Raw genomic sequence first — 15,831 nt, forward strand, 5'->3', positions numbered from 1 at the left:
CAGCCCCCGCCGCGCAACCCGATCATCGTGTCAGTGACCTCCCCCACGGGCGTGCGGTGAAACACCAGTCCGCAAGACCGTCCGTGGCTCTGACACCATGGCTTGTGTGAGCTTTCCCTATGACGCCCCAGTTTCGCAGACGCTTTTCGACCGCGCGTCCCTCGTGACGCCCGGCGGCGTGAACTCTCCCGTACGTGCCTTCCGGGCCGTGGGCGGTACGCCCCGCTTCATGGTGTCCGGCACCGGTCCGTACCTCACCGACGCCGACGGCCGTGAGTACGTCGACCTCGTGTGTTCGTGGGGGCCGATGATCCTCGGCCACTCCCACCCGGAGGTCATCGCCGCAGTCCAGGAGGCCGTCGCCCGCGGCACCTCGTTCGGTACGCCCGGTGAGGGCGAGGTCGCGCTCGCCGAGGAGATCGTGGCCCGGATCGAGCCCGTGGAGCAGGTGCGGCTGGTGTCGTCCGGCACCGAGGCGACCATGTCCGCGATCCGCCTGGCCCGCGGATTCACCGGCCGGGCCAAGGTGGTGAAGTTCGCCGGCTGCTACCACGGCCACGTCGACGCGCTGCTCGCCGCCGCCGGTTCCGGGGTCGCGACCTTCGGCCTCCCGGACACCCCGGGGGTCACCGGTGCGCAGGCCGGCGACACGATCGTGCTGCCGTACAACGACCTGGCCGCCGTCCGCGAGGCGTTCGCCGCGCACCCCGGCGAGATCGCCTGTGTGATCACCGAGGCGTCGCCGGGCAACATGGGCGTCGTGCCGCCGCTGGACGGTTTCAACGCCGGGCTCAAGGAGCTCTGCGCGGCCAACGGCGCGCTCTACATCTCCGACGAGGTCATGACCGGATTCCGTACGTCGAAGGCCGGCTGGTTCGGCGTCGACGGGGTGCGGCCCGACCTGATGACCTTCGGCAAGGTCATGGGCGGCGGCTTCCCGGCCGCGGCGTTCGGCGGGCGCGCGGACGTGATGGCGCACCTCGCCCCGGCCGGCCCCGTCTACCAGGCGGGCACCCTGTCCGGGAACCCCGTCGCGACCGCCGCCGGTCTCGCCCAGCTGCGACTGCTCGACGACGCGGCGTACGCCAAGGTCGACGCGGTCTCCGCGGAGATCCGGGGCCTGGTCAGCGAGGCGCTGGCCAAGGAGGGCGTGGCGCACACCGTGCAGGCGGCGAGCAACATGTTCTCCGTCTTCTTCACCGACCGGCCGGTGCGGAACTACGAGGACGCGAAGCAGCAGGAAGCTTTCCGCTTCACCGCCTTCTTCCACTCGCTGCTGTCGCAGGGCGTCTACCTCCCGCCGTCGGCCTTCGAGTCCTGGTTCGTCTCCACCGCCCACGACGCGCAGGCCGTCGAGCGCATCGCCGCCGCCCTGCCCGCCGCCGCCCGCGCCGCCTCGGAGGCCACCGCATGAGCGAGAACGGAAACCGAAAGGACGACGGAAGCCGCAAGGACGTCACCGTCGTCCATCTGATGCGGCACGGCGAGGTGCACAACCCCGACGGCGTGCTCTACGGGCGCCGCCCCGGCTACCACCTCTCCGAGCTCGGCCGGCAGATGGCCGACCGGGTCGCCGAGCACCTGGCCGGCCGCGACATCACCCATGTCGTCGCCTCGCCGCTGGAGCGCGCCCAGGAGACGGCCACACCGATCGCCAAGACGCACGGCCTGGACCTGGCCACCGACGCCCGGCTCATCGAGGCGGCCAACGTCTTCGAGGGCAAGACCTTCGGCGTCGGCGACGGCGCGCTGCGCAAGCCGGACAACTGGAAGCACCTGACGAACCCGTTCCGCCCGTCGTGGGGCGAGCCGTACATCGAGCAGGTCGTACGGATGATGGGCGCGCTGGACACGGCGCGCGACGCGGCCCGCGGCCACGAGGCGGTGTGCGTCAGCCACCAGCTGCCGATCTGGATCGTGCGCAGCTTCGTCGAGCGGCGGCGGCTCTGGCACGACCCGCGCAAGCGGCAGTGCACCCTCGCCTCGCTGACCAGCTTCACGTACCAGGGCGACAAGATCGTGTCGGTCGGGTACTCGGAGCCGGCCCGGGACCTGGTGCCGGCGCACCTGCGGGCCGGGGCGAAGCCGGTGAAGGGGAAGTCGAAGGCGTTCGGCGCGTAGCCGGCCGGAGGCCGGTGGGGTGGGGCACGGTGCCATGAAGCGCCCCCCCGCGTGGCCCGGTCACTGATGTGTCCTCGATCGCCGGACTGGCCCGATCCGCGGCCCGTCCGGCGATCGGCTTTTCCCGGCGGCGGTCGAGCGCTGCTCCCGCCCCGCTCCACCTGCTAGGTCATGTGTTCGGTCATGGTCCGGGTCTGGTCTCGCAAAGAATCATGTGCTAATTCGCGGAACCCCCGTGTTGATTCCGCCATCTAAGCCTTCGCCAGTTTGTATGGACTTGAGGCAAAACGACCGCAGATGGGGTAATCATGCGCGACATCAGCCGAAGGGGTCTGCTCGGAGCCGGGCTGGGGGCCGCTGCCGCGATCGGGGTGGCGGGCTGCGGCGCCTTCGGCTCCTCCGACTCGGGCCGGTCGGGGACCACGGGGGAGAAGGGGGCCGACGAGGCCACCCGGGGGACCGGGCCCGCGAAGAAGGACGTCAGGAAGATCGGGGACGGTTCCACCGCGGACACCGGAAAGCAGCCGCACCAGCCCGCCAAGCCGGTGCCGCTCGAACCCGGGCAGACGCCGCCGCAGTTCGTGATCTTCTCCTGGGACGGTGCCGGCGAGGTCGGCAACGGACTCTTCCCGCGCTTTCTGGAACTCGCCAAGGATCATGACGCGGCGATGACCTTCTTCCTGTCCGGGCTCTATCTGCTGCCCGAGTCGAAGAAGTCGATGTACCGGCCGCCCAACAACCCCGTCGGCGCCTCCGACATCGGATATCTCACCGACGGTCACATCAAGGAGACACTGAAGAACGTCCGGCAGGCATGGCTCGACGGCCACGAGATCGGCACCCACTTCAACGGGCATTTCTGCAGCGGTTCCGGATCGGTCGCCAACTGGTCGTCCGCGCAGTGGCGCGACGAAATCGATCAGGCGGTCTCCTTCGTCACCGAATGGCGCACGAACACCGGCTGGACCGACCTAGATCCGCTGCCTTTCGACTACCGCAAGGAACTGATCGGCGGCCGCGCCCCCTGTCTGCTCGGCCAGGAGAATCTGCTGCCCACGGCGAGCAAGCTCGGCTGGCGCTACGACGCCAGCTCGCCCGGCGGCACCCAGGTCTGGCCCAAGAAGCGGGAGGGGGTCTGGGACCTGCCGCTCCAGGCGATGCCCTTCCCCGGGCACACCTTCGAGGTCCTCTCGATGGACTACAACATCCTCGCCAACCAGTCGCTGAATTCGACCAAGGGCATGCCCTCGCGCTATCCCGAATGGCGTGAGCAGGCCACCCAGTCGTACCTCGCCGGTTTCAACCGCGCGTACTCGTCGAATCGCGCGCCCTTCTACATCGGAAACCACTTCGAGGAGTGGAACGGCGGCATCTACATGGACGCCGTCGAGGAAGTGCTCAAGAAAATCGCGGGGAAGCCGGATGTGCGCCTCGTCTCCTTCCGGCAGTTCGTCGACTGGCTCGACGTCCAGACCCCGGCCGTGCTCGACAAGCTCCGCACACTGCAGGTCGGTCAGTCGCCCGAAGGCGGCTGGAACGCCTTCTTTAAACAAGCCTGACAACGGGCTTTACGGGCACCGAGGGGGGTGCCCGAGATCGCCGGAACCGCCATGCGAAACTTTTCACATGAGCTATGGCCGCGCACCCCGACGCCGCTTCACCCTGCTCGCCGCCCCCGCTGCGGCCGTCGCCCTCGCCCTCACGCTGACCGCGTGCGGCGGGGACGGCAACAAGGCCGGAGGCGGTGGCAACACGAACTTCGTCACGGGCAGTGGCGGCATCTCGACCGTGGACAAGGGCGACCGCAAGGCCGCCCCGACGCTGAACGGCGAGACCCTCGACGGCAAGCAGCTCGACGTCGCCGACTACAAGGGCAAGGTCGTCGTGCTGAACATGTGGGGCTCCTGGTGCGGGCCCTGCCGTCTTGAGGCCCAGTACTTCTCGCGGGTCGCGCGGGAGATGAAGGGCAAGGACATCCAGTTCGTCGGGATCAACACGCGGGACGCCCAGAAGGGCCCCGCGGTGAGCTTCGAGAAGGACTACGGAGTCCCGTACCCGAGCCTCTACGACCCGACCGGCAAGCTCATGCTGCGCTTCCCCAAGGGCACGCTGCGTCCGCAGGCCATCCCGTCGACCGTGGTGCTGGACCGGGACGGGAAGATCGCCGCCCGTTCGCTGGCGGCGCTCGACTCCGACCAGCTGCACAAGATGATCGACCCGCTGATGGCGGAGAAGTGATCAGGTGATCGCCCTCGCCGTCGCCGGCCAGAACGAGACCGTGATGACCGGGGCCCTGGTCGTCGCCCTGCCCCTCGCCGTACTCGCCGGACTCGTCTCGTTCTTCTCGCCGTGCGTCCTGCCGCTCGTCCCCGGTTACCTCAGTTACGTCACCGGGGTCAGCGGCACGGACCTGGCGCAGGCCAAGCGGGGGCGCATGGTCACCGGCGCCTCCCTCTTCGTGCTCGGCTTCACCGCCGTGTTCGTCTCCGGCGGCGCGCTCTTCGGCTTCTTCGGCCAGACCCTCCAGCAACACAGCGAGATCCTCACCAAGATCCTCGGCGGGCTGATGATCCTGATGGGGATCTTCTTCATGGGCCTGATGCCCTGGATGACTCAGCGTGAGTTCCGTATCCACAAGAGGCCGGTGACCGGGCTGGCGGGCGCGCCCGTGCTGGGCGCCCTCTTCGGGATCGGCTGGACCCCGTGCCTGGGCCCGACGCTCAGCTCGGTGAGCATCCTCGCGGTGGACCAGGGCACCGCCGGACGCGGGGCGATACTGACCGTCGCGTACTGCCTCGGCCTCGGCCTCCCCTTCGTGCTCGCCGCCGTCGCCTTCCGCAAGGCGCTCGGCGCGTTCGGCTGGGTCAAGCGGCACTACGCATGGGTCATGCGCATCGGCGGCGGCATGATGATCGCGACCGGTCTCCTCCTGCTGACCGGCGCGTGGGGCACGATGATGCAGCAATTGCAGGTCTGGTCCAACGGCTTCACGGTGGGGATCTGAGTTCCATGAGCAACACCAAGTCCAACCCCCCCGCTGCGGAGCGGGAGGCCCGGGACGAGCTGGACCGGGAGAACGCCCGCGAGCTGGGCGCGGCCGGCTCCCGGCTCTCCACCGCCCCGAGCGAGGAGAGCTCGGCGGGGCTCCCGGCGATGGGCGTCATCGGCTGGGTCCGGTGGTTCTGGCGGCAGCTCACCTCGATGCGGGTCGCGCTGATCCTGCTCTTCCTGCTGTCGCTCGGCGCCATCCCCGGCTCGCTGATCCCGCAGAACAGCGTGGACGAGATGAAGGTGGAGACCTTCAAGAAGGCCCACACCACCGTCTCGCCGATCTACGAGAAGCTCCAGTTCTTCGACGTCTACAGCTCGGTGTGGTTCTCCGCGATCTACATCCTGCTGTTCGTCTCGCTCATCGGCTGCATCGTGCCGCGCACCGGCCAGTTCGTCGGCCAGCTGCGCAGCCGGCCGCCGGGCGCCCCCAAGCGCCTGACCAGGCTGCCCGCGTACACCACCTGGCGCACCGGGGCCGAGCCCGAGCAGGTCCGCGAGGCCGCGCTCGCGATGATGAGGAAGCGGCGCTACCGCGCGCACACCGCGGGCGACGCGGTCGCCGCGGAGAAGGGCTATCTGCGCGAGGCCGGGAACCTGGTCTTCCACATCGCCCTGATCGTGATGCTGGTGGCGTTCGCCTTCGGACAGCTCTTCAAGTCCGAGGGCGGCAAGCTGGTCGTCGAGGGCGATGGCTTCTCCAACACGCTCACCCAGTACGACGACTTCAAGTCCGGTTCGCTCTTCGACGCCGACTCGCTCGCCCCGTTCAGCTTCAAGCTCGACAAGTTCACCGGCACGTACGAGCGCAGCGGCCCCCAGCGAGGTACGCCCAGGACCTACGAGGCCCATGTGACGTACGAGAAGGGCGCGTACGGCAAGCCGCAGAAGTCCGTCATCAGGGTCAACGAGCCCCTCGTCATCGACGGCACCAAGGTCTACCTCAACGCGCACGGCTACGCGCCGGTCGTCTCCGTCAAGGATGGCAGGGGCAAGGAGGTCTACCGGAGCCCGGTGCCGCTGCTGCCCATCGACAACAACGTCACCTCCACCGGTGCGATCAAGGTCTTCGACGGCTACCGCGACAAGAACGGCAAGAAGACCCAGCTGGGCTTCCAGGCGTTCTTCGTGCCGACCTTCGCGGGCAACGGCAAGGGCACGATGTTCTCGCAGTTCCCGGCCGCCGACATGCCCGTCCTGGCACTCAACGGCTACCAGGGCTACCTCGGCCCCGACTCCGGGCTGGCACAGAACGTGTACCAGCTGGACAAGTCCAAGATGACGGAGTTCAAGGACGCCGAGGGCAAGCAGCTCAAGCAGCGGCTGCTGGTCGGCGAGACGATGAAGCTGCCCGACGGCGCGGGCTCCATCACCTTCGAGGGCATCCAGGAGTGGGCCAGCTTCCAGATCAGCGAGCAGCCGGCCAGCGGCTGGGCACTCACCGGGGCCGTCGCCGCGATCGCCGGACTCGCGGGCTCGCTGTTCATCCAGCGGCGCCGGGTCTGGGTGCGGGCGGTGCGCGGCGCGGACGGCGTCACGGTCGTCGAAATGGCGGGTCTCGGCCGCAGCGAGTCCGCGAAGCTTCCCGAGGAGCTGGCCGATCTCGCGGTCGCGCTCATCGAATCGGCACCTCCCAGGGCCGACGCCGGACCCGGCGCCGAGCCCGATTCATCCCCCGAACCCGATTCCGACTCCGTCGAAGAATCCTCCGAAGAACCTGCCGAAGGGGCTGAGAAGTGAATCTCGCCGCCGCAACCAACGAGAACCTGGCGCACACCAGCAATGTGCTGATCTATTCGTCGATGGCCGTCTACACCCTGGCCTTCTTCGCCTACATCGCGGAATGGGTGTTCGGCAGCCGCAGCAAGGTCGGCCGCACCGCCGCCGCGCTGACCGGCGCCGAGGGCGCGGACGCCGCCGGCTCGGTGAAGGTGCAGGTCGCGCAGCAGGGCGGCGGCACCGCCGTGCTGGACCGCCCGAAGATCATCACGCGCGCGGCGGCCGGTACCCGCGATGTGCCGGACGGGCCCGGCGCGGCCGGCGGCACGTTCAAGGGCGACCTCTACGGGCGGATGGCGGTCTCCATGACCGTGCTCGCCTTCCTCGTCGAGGCCGGCGGGGTCCTCGCCCGCGCGATGTCCGTGCAGCGTGCCCCCTGGGGCAACATGTACGAGTTCTCCATCACCTTCTCCACGGTGGCGGTCGGCGCGTACCTGGTCCTGCTCGCGCTGAAGAAGAACGTCCGCTGGATGGGGCTGCTCCTGGTCACCACCGTCCTGCTGGACCTCGGCATCGCGACCACCTGGCTCTACACCGACAGCGACCAGCTGGTGCCCGCCCTGCACTCGTACTGGCTGTGGATCCACGTGTCCACCGCCATCATCTGCGGCGCCGTGTTCTTCCTCGGCGGCGTCGGCACGCTGATGTACCTGTTCCGCGACAGCTACGAGAACAAGCTCGCGAACGGGGGCGAGCCGGGTGCGTTCGCGCAGTCCGTGCTCTCCCGGCTGCCCTCGGCCGCCTCGCTCGACAAGTTCTCGTACCGGATCAACGCGGCCGTCTTCCCGCTGTGGACGTTCACGATCATCGCGGGCGCCATCTGGGCGGGCGACGCCTGGGGCCGCTACTGGGGCTGGGACCCGAAGGAGGTCTGGTCCTTCATCACCTGGGTCGCGTACGCCTGCTACCTGCACGCCCGCGCCACCGCCGGCTGGAAGGGCCGCAAGGCCGCCTACCTGGCGCTGATCGCCTTCGGCTGCTGGCTCTTCAACTACTACGGCGTGAACATCTTCGTCACCGGCAAGCACTCCTACGCCGGCGTCTGACCCGGTCCCGTACGGGTGCGGATCCCGCACCACAGGGCCACGCTGGAACCATGACCGATGCGACCGACGTCATCGAGCCCGGCATCAGCGAGACCCGCGGTGACCTGCACATCTTGAGGTTCACGCTACGGCTGCCCCACCCCGTGCCACGGGTGTGGGCAGCCGTTGCCAGTTCAGCGGGGCTGCGCGGCTGGCTCGCCGCCGCCGATCCCTTCGAGCCGCGGATGGGCGGGGCGATCACGCTGCGCTGGCTCAACACCGGCCAGGACGGGCAGGCCACGGCCGCCTCCGGCACCGTCACCGCCTGGGACGTCGAGCGGGTCGCCGAGTACACCCTGGAAGGGCTCCACGGCCGCATCCGCTTCCATCTGGAGCCACCGCGCGGCGACCATGTGCTGCTGAGGTTCACCAACGAGTTCCGGGGCGACGACGGACTGCGCCTGGACTGCCTGGCCGGCTGGCACGACCACTTCCGCTACCTGGTGGACGCGCTCGACGGATACCCCGCCGACTGGTCGAAGTGGACCCCGCTCCGGTGGGCCGGGCTGCGTGAGCAGTACGCGGCGGCCCAGCGCTGACCGGTCACGGCGCCGAGGCCGGCGGCAGGCACTTCGGGTCCGGCGGCAGGCCCTCCGGCCAGGCGATCGCCACGAACCGCTGACGGGCGTCCTCGGGCGCCAGCTCCACCACCGGAACCGCCTTGTTGTACGGGTTGCCGTGGTTGTCCAGGCAGATCCAGCCGCCGGCCCCCGACACCTTCAGCGAACTCTTCACCCGCGGCCACTGCTCGCCCACGTCCGCCAGCTGCGGCAGCCGGCTGTCCTGCCCGGTCGCCTGCCGGACGGCGTGCACCGCCAGCGCCATCGCGTCGTGCGCGACGATGACCTGGCCGTCGGTCAGGGCCTGGTGGTCCGTCGGGCCGATCGGGCCGGCCGGCGCCTTCGACACCGTGGCCAGCAGCTCCAGGAAGTCCCGGTAGTCCGCCGCGGAACCGCCCGTCGCCTTCTCGCCCCCCTTCTCGGCCCCCCAGGTGTCCGGGTGCGCCAGCGAGGCGTAGCGGACGGTCACCTTCCGGCGCAGCGCGCTCCGGTCGAGCTTCTTGTCGTTGCCGAGGTACGAGCCCTCGTCGCCGGTCAGGATCGTGAACGCGCGGCTCTGGCAGCCCCGGGCCCCGAGCGCGTTGATGAACTGCCGCAGCTGGACGTGGCGTCCGGCGAAGAACACCGTCTCCGCGTCCGTGTCGCAGATCAGGTGGGTGATCTGCTGGAAGGTGTTGGCCGTGGTGCCCTCGTCGTTGGGGTCGCCGCGCGAGGTGAACAGCTCCGGCTGGTACCGGGTGCCCTTCACCAGCTCGGTGAAGGCCGCCCGCAGGGTGTCCGTGTAGTGGTCACCGGTGCGGGTGTCCTGCACCAGCAGCGCCTTGGCGGCCTTGACCTGCCCGAAGTGGGCCAGGGCGCGGGCCTCGTCCCGGTTGGTCGGCGAGACCCGGGCCAGGCCGGGGAACGGATCGCCCTTCGGGCCGTTCGCGATGTCGTCGGCCGTGATCGTGGAGCCGACCACCGCGATGTGCGCGGCGGTCAGCTCCTTGACCGCGGACTTGACCTGGGTACTGCTGGTGGCGACGCCCGAGACGGCCCGCAGGTTGTCCGGGGCCCCGGTCATCGTCTTCAGCCGGTCCACCGTCGGCCGCCACAGCAGGTTGTTCTTCCCGGTGTTGGCGAGCACCAGCCGGATCTTCGGCACCTGGTCGTTGGAGAGGTGGTTGGCCCGGTACTGCGCGGCGAACGCGCCCTGCAGCTCCCGCTGCATCTTGGTCTGCATCGCCCCGTCCGTCGACGTCAGCGGCAGCAGCAGCGCGACCGTCGCGTACCGGCCGGACTTCAGGGAGGCGTTCTCCCGGGCGATGGCCGCGGCGACCTCGGTCAGCTTCGAGCGCCCGAAGTCGTAGCCGTCGCCGGAGACGCCGACGCACTCGTCGCTGCCCTGCGGCCGCTCGACGCCCTTCGCGCAGGAGCGGTCCTCGGGGGCGGTCAGCCGGCCGATGCCGTACCAGCCGGAGGTGATCACCAGGGCGCCGGCCAGCACCGAGGTGACGACCCTCTGCCGGGTCGTGTACCAGAGGCGGTAGCGCAGTGGATTACGCATCCGGACCACCGTCCCCGCGCGGCCGCCCGCCGCCGTCCGGGCCCGGCCCGCCCGGTGGCATGGACAGCGGACGCCAGGCCCTGATGTCCCGGGGCCAGTGCGTCGCCGCGTCCCAGAGCTCGCTGTTGCCGGTCGGATGCCTGCCGGACAGTTGCCGCAGTTCGTGCGCCATCTTGTCGATCACCTCTTCGTCCGGCAGGGCCAGTGGATCGGACAGCAGCCAGATGCCGTGCAGCAGCCGGCGCAGCAGCACATGGAGCTCCGCGGCCGACGGTTCGAGCCCCCGGGGCGCCGTGTTGTCCGCCCGGCCGAGCGCGACCGCGCGCCGCGGATCGGGGCCGGCGCCACCGCGGACGCGGGGGTACGGTGCCGAGGCGATGAAGCGCAGCGATTCGAGCCACGCCCGTACGTCCGGCTCCTCGAACCGCAGCCGCAGATGCCCCACGCACGCCTCCGCGTCGCCCAGCACCAGCTTCTGGTGCAGCAGATGCGGGACGCTCGGGAGACGGCCGCCGGGCCCGTACGCCCCGCGCAGCGAGACGTGCACCGCCTGCCACACCGCGTACGAGGGGTGGTCGCCGTCCTGGAACCGCAGCCGGTGCAGCAGCAGCGCGCGCAGCAGCGGATCGGCGACGAAGTGGCCGGGCCCGACCGGCCAGTCGTCCGCCCGCAGCACGTCCCTCATCCGCAGCGCCACATCGCCGTCCGGCGAGCCCCGGCCCAGCCGGCTCTCCGCCAGCAGCCGCGCCGAGTCCTCGCCGTGCGCGGCGGCCAGCACGCTCAGGAACTCCAGCCGCTGCCCGGGCCCCGGCAGCAACCGGGCCAGCAGCTCGTCGGCGACCTGGGCCGGCGCCCGGTCCTCGCGCACCTCCACCGTGCAGTCCAGCAGTGATCCCGGCACCAGCGAGGCGGGCTCCGGCGCCTCGCCCGCCGCCAGCGCCAGCAGCTCCACCGCCAGCGGACGCCCGCCCGTCAGCCGGTGCACCCCGCGGGCCAGCCCGGCCGGGATGCGGCCCGCCCGGTCGTGCCGGTCGAACGCGGAGCGCACCTGCTCCGGGCCCAGCGGCGTCAGCTCCACGGCCAGGATCCCGGCCGTCACCCCCGTGCCCCTGGACCAGTGCGAGCCGTGCGCCACCTCGGGCAGCCGCCGCCGCACCGCATGGCTCAGCCCCTCGTGGTCCCGGACCCGGGAGGAGGCGAACACCGCGATCCGGTCGAGCACCCCGGCGGCCCGCTGCCGCAGCAGCGGCTCCACCAGCTGCCGGCCCAGCGGGGTGTGCGCGTTGTCGACGAGCAGCACCGGCCGGCCGCGGCGGGCACCCCAGGCCAGGCCCCCGTACGCCGCGACCAGGTCCGCGGCCAGCGCGAGCACCAGATGGTCCTCGGCCCGGCGGCGCAGATCACCGCCGCGCTCGAAGTCGACCGCCAGCTGCCGCAGCCCGATCCGGCCGTTGCCGCCCGCGTGCGGATAGCTTCCGTACCAGTCGGCCGAACGCCGCTGGAAGCGGTTGAACGATTCCTCCAGGACCGTCTCGACCGTGGCCTCCGCGACCATCCCGGCCATCGGGGCCACCGAGTCGAAGGCGCTGGCGGCCAGCTTCGTCAGCACCTTGGTGACCCAGCCGGTCGCCGCGTCCCCACGGCCGTCCACGGTCGCCAGCATCGGGCCGAGCGACTGGAGATCGCGCCGCGCCCGGGTCTCGTCCTCGCGGGTCCAGGAAATGGAGGCGACCGCCACCAGCCCGAGGCTCAGCCGGGGAAACTGCACCGGACGGGCGGCCCGCACCCTCGCCGTCAGCTGGGTGGCGAGCCCCGGCAGCGCCCCGGTGACCGGGGTCCAGGCGGGCCCCGCGTCGTCGGGGGCCACGACGGCCTCGCAGTCGACCAGGGCGACCGGGGTGATCTCCCGGTAGAGGTGGCGCAGTTGCTTGAGGACGGCCGTCTTGCCCATGCCGCGGCCGCCGGTCAGCACGGCGACCGGCGGATCGTCGCGGTGCTCGTAGCCGACCCGGACGGAGCCGTACGGAGTGAGGCCGGTCAGGCGCGCGGCAAGTCCGTCGTCGTCGAAGATCGCCTCGCGTCCGTACAGCTCTCTCTCCACAGCACCCCCAGCGTCGAAGCTCCATCCGATCTGTCACACCGTCAACACGAGCGTATCGCCCGGGTGTTGGGGAGTGGAGGGGATTTTCGAACGTTCCGGGGGAGTGCGCGGCCGGGGATCAGCCGGCGCCGATGTCCTCGTTCCAGAGGTCGGGACGGTCGCGCACGAACTCCCGCATGAGCGCGACGCATTCGGCGTTGTCGAGCAGCACGATCTCCACTCCGTGCCGGGCCAGCCAGTCGTGCCCGCCGCTGAACGTGCGCGCCTCGCCGATCACCACCCGCGAGATCCCGAACTGCCGCACGAGCCCGCTGCAGTACCAGCACGGGGAGAGCGTCGTCACCATCGTCGTACCCCGGTACGAGCGCTGCCGCCCGGCGGCGCGGAACGCGGCGGTCTCGGCGTGCAGCGACGGATCGCCGTCCTGGACACGGCGATTGTGACCACGGCCGAGGAGGGTGCCGTCCGCTCCGTACAGGGCGGCGCCAACAGGAACACCGCCCTCGGCAAGACCCGTGCGGGCCTCGGCGAGGGCGGTGGCGAGCATCGTCGTGTCGTCCACGGTCGTGGGGAGCTACTCGCCGGAGGCGCTCGGGCTCTCGCCGTTCTCGCGGCGCTTCAGCTCCTCCTCGCGGCGGCGCAGGTCCGCCTCCCAGTCCTTGAGGAGCGACTCGTCCTTCTTGTTCTCGTCCCTCAGCGCGTTCAGGAACTCCGGATTGTCGTCCGGCGCCACCCACTGCGAGCGGTGGCTGCGGTGCCATTCGGACGGCGTACGGCCCCCGGCGGGCGCGTGGCGCATCTTGCCCGCGGCGAGCCAGACGATCGGGCCGACGATCCAGAACAGCAGGATGATGAAGACCCAGGCGATCTTCGGCAGGTGCTTGGCCTCGTCCTCGGGGGTGTTCAGGCAGTCGATGAACGCGTAGATCGTCAGCGCCAGAGGCAGGAGATAGATCAGGGCCCGGAACATGATGAAAAGGTCCCCCTGCGGAGAGTTGGCGGGGCTTGTCCCGCCCCGGTGACGGGCCCAGGGTATCCGGTATCCGCCGCATACCACGGCGAGCGGGGGTGACCGGCGACGGCCGGGGTGGGGGAGCCCCGGCGGCCGAGCCGGGCGGGGATGACAAACTGGACGGCATGGCTTACGACGATCTTCGTTCCCTCCTCCGGGCCCTGGAGCGCGAGGGCGAGCTCAAGCGCATCAAGGCCGAGGTCGACCCCTACCTGGAGGTCGGCGAGATCGTCGACCGGGTGAACAAGGCGGGCGGCCCCGCGCTGCTCTTCGAGAACGTCAAGGGGTCCTCGATGCCCCTGGCCATGAACGTCTTCGGCACCGACAAGCGGCTGCTCAAGGCGCTCGGCCTCAAGTCGTACGCCGACATCAGCGACAAGATCGGCGGGCTGCTCAAGCCGGAGCTGCCGCACGGCTTCGTCGGGGTGCGGGAGGCCTTCGGGAAGCTCGGCTCGATGGTGCACGTGCCGCCGAAGAAGGTGAAGCAGGAGAGCGCCCCGGTGCAGGAGGTCGTGCTCACCGGCGACGACGTGGACCTGGACCGGCTGCCCGCGCTCTTCACCTGGCCCGAGGACGGCGGCTCCTTCTTCAACCTGGGGCTCACCCACACCAAGCACCCGGAGACCGGCGTACGGAACCTGGGGCTGTACCGGCTCCAGCGCCACGACCGCCGCACCATCGGGATGCACTGGCAGATCCACAAGGACAGCCGCAACCACTACCAGGTCGCCGCCAAGCGGGGCGAGCGGCTGCCGGTCGCCATCGCGTTCGGCGCGCCGCCCGCGGTGACGTACGCCTCCACCGCGCCGCTGCCGGGGGACATCGACGAGTACCTCTTCGCCGGGTTCATCCAGGGCAAGCGGATCGAGATGGTCGACTGCAAGACCGTGCCGCTCCAGGTCCCGGCCCAGGCCGAGGTCGTCATCGAGGGCTGGCTGGAGCCCGGGGAGATGCTTCCCGAGGGGCCGTTCGGCGACCACACCGGCTTCTACACGCCGCAGGAACCGTTCCCCGCGCTGACCATCGACTGCGTGACCATGCGGAAGCGTCCGCTGCTCCAGTCGATCGTGGTGGGCCGGCCGCCGACCGAGGACGGGCCGCTGGGGCGGGCCACCGAGCGGTTCTTCCTGCCGCTCCTCAAGATCATCGTGCCGGACATCGTGGACTACCACCTGCCCGAGGCGGGCGGCTTCCACAATTGTGCGATCGTCTCGATCGACAAGAAGTACCCGAAGCACGCCCAGAAGGTGATGAGCGCCATCTGGGGCGCGCACATGATGTCGCTGACCAAGCTGATCGTGGTCGTGGACTCCGACTGCGACGTCCACGATCTGCACGAGGTGGCCTGGCGGGCGCTCGGCAACACGGACTACGCGCGGGACCTGACCGTCACCGAGGGGCCGGTCGACCATCTCGACCACGCCTCCTACCAGCAGTTCTGGGGCGGCAAGGCGGGCATCGACGCGACGAAGAAGTGGCCCGAGGAGGGCTACACCCGGGACGGGGGCTGGCCGGACATGGTCGAGTCCGACCCCGGGACGGCGGCGAAGGTCGACCGCCGGTGGAAGGAATACGGACTGTGAGCGCCGCCGAAGCAGCACTGGGCTCAGGGCCCGTACAACCGAACAGCAAGGTCAAGGCGTTCCTGCGGCTCGTGATGATCGAGCACTCGGTCTTCGCGCTGCCCTTCGCGTACATCGCCGCCCTGACCGCGATGTTCCGGGCGGACGGGTCCATCGACTGGGTCACGCTGCTGCTCGTCACCGTCGCGATGGTGGGGCTGCGGACTTTCGCGATGGCCTGCAACCGGATCATCGACCGGGAGATCGACGCCCGGAACCCGCGCACCGCGAGCCGGGAGCTGGTCACCGGGGCGGTCACGGTGAAGTCGGCGTGGACGGGGGCGCTCGTCGCCGTCGTCGCCTTCCTCGGCGCGGCCGCGCTGCTGAACCCGCTCTGCCTGGCGCTCGCGCCGGTCGCCGTCGTGCCGATGGTGGTCTATCCGTACGGCAAGCGGTTCACCCACTACCCGCACGCCATCCTCGGTCTCGCGCAGGCCATAGGGCCGATCGGTGCCTGGCTGGCGGTGACCGGCAGCTGGTCGTGGGAGGCGGTGATCCTCGGTCTCGCGGTCGGGATCTGGATCGGTGGCTTCGACCTGATCTTCGGCTGCCAGGACGTCCAGGCGGACCGGGCGCACGGGGTGCGTTCGGTGCCGGCCCGGTTCGGTATTCCGGCCGCGCTGTGGGGCGCCCGGGTCTGCCACGCGGTGACGACCGGGCTGCTGGTCTGGTTCGGGCTGGCCACCGGGGCCGGGCTCTTCTACTGGATCGGCATGGCGATCGTCGCCGTCGCGTTCGTGTACGAGCACCGGGTGGTGCGGCCGCACGATCTGTCCCGGCTGAACCGGGCGTTCTTCTCGGTCAACGGGTTCATCGGGATCGCGCTCTTCGCCTGCGCGCTGCTGGATCTGCTGGTGCGGGGCCTGACGGTCTGAGCCGGTCCCGGGCGTGTCCGGCGGCGCGCTCGGCGGCGTGTGTAACAGGGATGTCTTAGGGGTGTATTAGGAGGTGGCCGGG

14 protein-coding genes are annotated in these 15,831 nt (G+C 70.4%); 10 read left to right on the plus strand and 4 right to left on the minus strand.

Annotated features, from left to right (window positions below; translation table 11 throughout):
• Positions 1-106: 106 nt before the first annotated feature.
• From hemL to EES42_RS37555, 8 genes are all read left to right on the plus strand, one after another.
• Positions 107-1,414, plus strand: coding sequence for a glutamate-1-semialdehyde 2,1-aminomutase (gene hemL, locus EES42_RS37520; RefSeq protein WP_124722690.1), 1,308 nt, complete (start codon positions 107-109; stop codon positions 1,412-1,414).
• Positions 1,411-2,121: a histidine phosphatase family protein gene (locus EES42_RS37525; RefSeq protein WP_124722691.1), complete on the plus strand. Its 711-nt coding sequence runs from the start codon at positions 1,411-1,413 to the stop codon at positions 2,119-2,121. Before hemL ends, EES42_RS37525 begins: the two co-directional genes overlap by 4 nt.
• 308 nt (positions 2,122-2,429) lie before the next feature.
• Complete coding sequence (locus EES42_RS37530; protein WP_124722692.1) at positions 2,430-3,680, plus strand: polysaccharide deacetylase family protein; 1,251 nt, start codon at positions 2,430-2,432, stop codon at positions 3,678-3,680.
• Between the two features lie 67 nt (positions 3,681-3,747).
• On the plus strand, positions 3,748-4,359 hold the full coding sequence (locus EES42_RS37535; protein ID WP_124722693.1) for a TlpA family protein disulfide reductase: 612 nt from the start codon (positions 3,748-3,750) through the stop codon (positions 4,357-4,359).
• Between the two features lie 43 nt (positions 4,360-4,402).
• Entirely contained in the window at positions 4,403-5,125 is a 723-nt protein-coding gene (locus tag EES42_RS37540) for a cytochrome c biogenesis CcdA family protein (protein WP_124723002.1), read from the plus strand.
• Between the two features lie 5 nt (positions 5,126-5,130).
• Entirely contained in the window at positions 5,131-6,909 is a 1,779-nt protein-coding gene (locus EES42_RS37545) for a cytochrome c biogenesis protein ResB (protein WP_124722694.1), read from the plus strand.
• On the plus strand, positions 6,906-7,994 hold the full coding sequence (gene ccsB / locus EES42_RS37550; RefSeq protein WP_124722695.1) for a c-type cytochrome biogenesis protein CcsB: 1,089 nt from the start codon (positions 6,906-6,908) through the stop codon (positions 7,992-7,994). Before EES42_RS37545 ends, ccsB begins: the two co-directional genes overlap by 4 nt.
• 50 nt (positions 7,995-8,044) lie before the next feature.
• On the plus strand, positions 8,045-8,572 hold the full coding sequence (locus EES42_RS37555) for an SRPBCC domain-containing protein (protein WP_124722696.1): 528 nt from the start codon (positions 8,045-8,047) through the stop codon (positions 8,570-8,572).
• 4 nt (positions 8,573-8,576) lie between these two features.
• On the opposite strand, the gene EES42_RS37560 is transcribed toward EES42_RS37555, so the two are convergent.
• The 4 genes from EES42_RS37560 to EES42_RS37575 all read right to left on the minus strand — a co-directional run bounded on the left by EES42_RS37560 (position 8,577) and on the right by EES42_RS37575 (position 13,210).
• Positions 8,577-10,139 (minus strand): type 1 periplasmic-binding domain-containing protein, encoded by a 1,563-nt coding sequence (locus EES42_RS37560; protein ID WP_124722697.1) that lies wholly within the window; start codon positions 10,137-10,139, stop codon positions 8,577-8,579.
• Entirely contained in the window at positions 10,132-12,240 is a 2,109-nt protein-coding gene (locus EES42_RS37565) for a hypothetical protein (protein ID WP_124722698.1), read from the minus strand. The genes EES42_RS37560 and EES42_RS37565 overlap by 8 nt, the downstream gene beginning before the upstream one ends.
• A gap of 118 nt (positions 12,241-12,358) precedes the next feature.
• Complete coding sequence (locus tag EES42_RS37570) at positions 12,359-12,787, minus strand: nucleoside deaminase (protein ID WP_124723003.1); 429 nt, start codon at positions 12,785-12,787, stop codon at positions 12,359-12,361.
• Positions 12,788-12,814: 27 nt separating this feature from the next.
• Entirely contained in the window at positions 12,815-13,210 is a 396-nt protein-coding gene (locus EES42_RS37575; protein WP_124722699.1) for a PLD nuclease N-terminal domain-containing protein, read from the minus strand.
• A 167-nt stretch (positions 13,211-13,377) separates the two neighbouring features.
• Here EES42_RS37575 and EES42_RS37580 point away from each other — a divergent pair, with 167 nt between their 5' ends.
• Positions 13,378-14,835, plus strand: coding sequence for a menaquinone biosynthesis decarboxylase (locus tag EES42_RS37580; protein ID WP_124722700.1), 1,458 nt, complete (start codon positions 13,378-13,380; stop codon positions 14,833-14,835).
• A complete protein-coding gene (mqnP, locus tag EES42_RS37585; protein ID WP_124722701.1) occupies positions 14,832-15,749 on the plus strand; it encodes a menaquinone biosynthesis prenyltransferase MqnP in 918 nt (305 codons plus the stop codon). The genes EES42_RS37580 and mqnP overlap by 4 nt, the downstream gene beginning before the upstream one ends.
• Positions 15,750-15,831: the final 82 nt, after the last annotated feature.

The organism is Streptomyces sp. ADI95-17 (assembly GCF_003846175.1).
GTDB lineage: Bacteria > Actinomycetota > Actinomycetes > Streptomycetales > Streptomycetaceae > Streptomyces > Streptomyces sanglieri.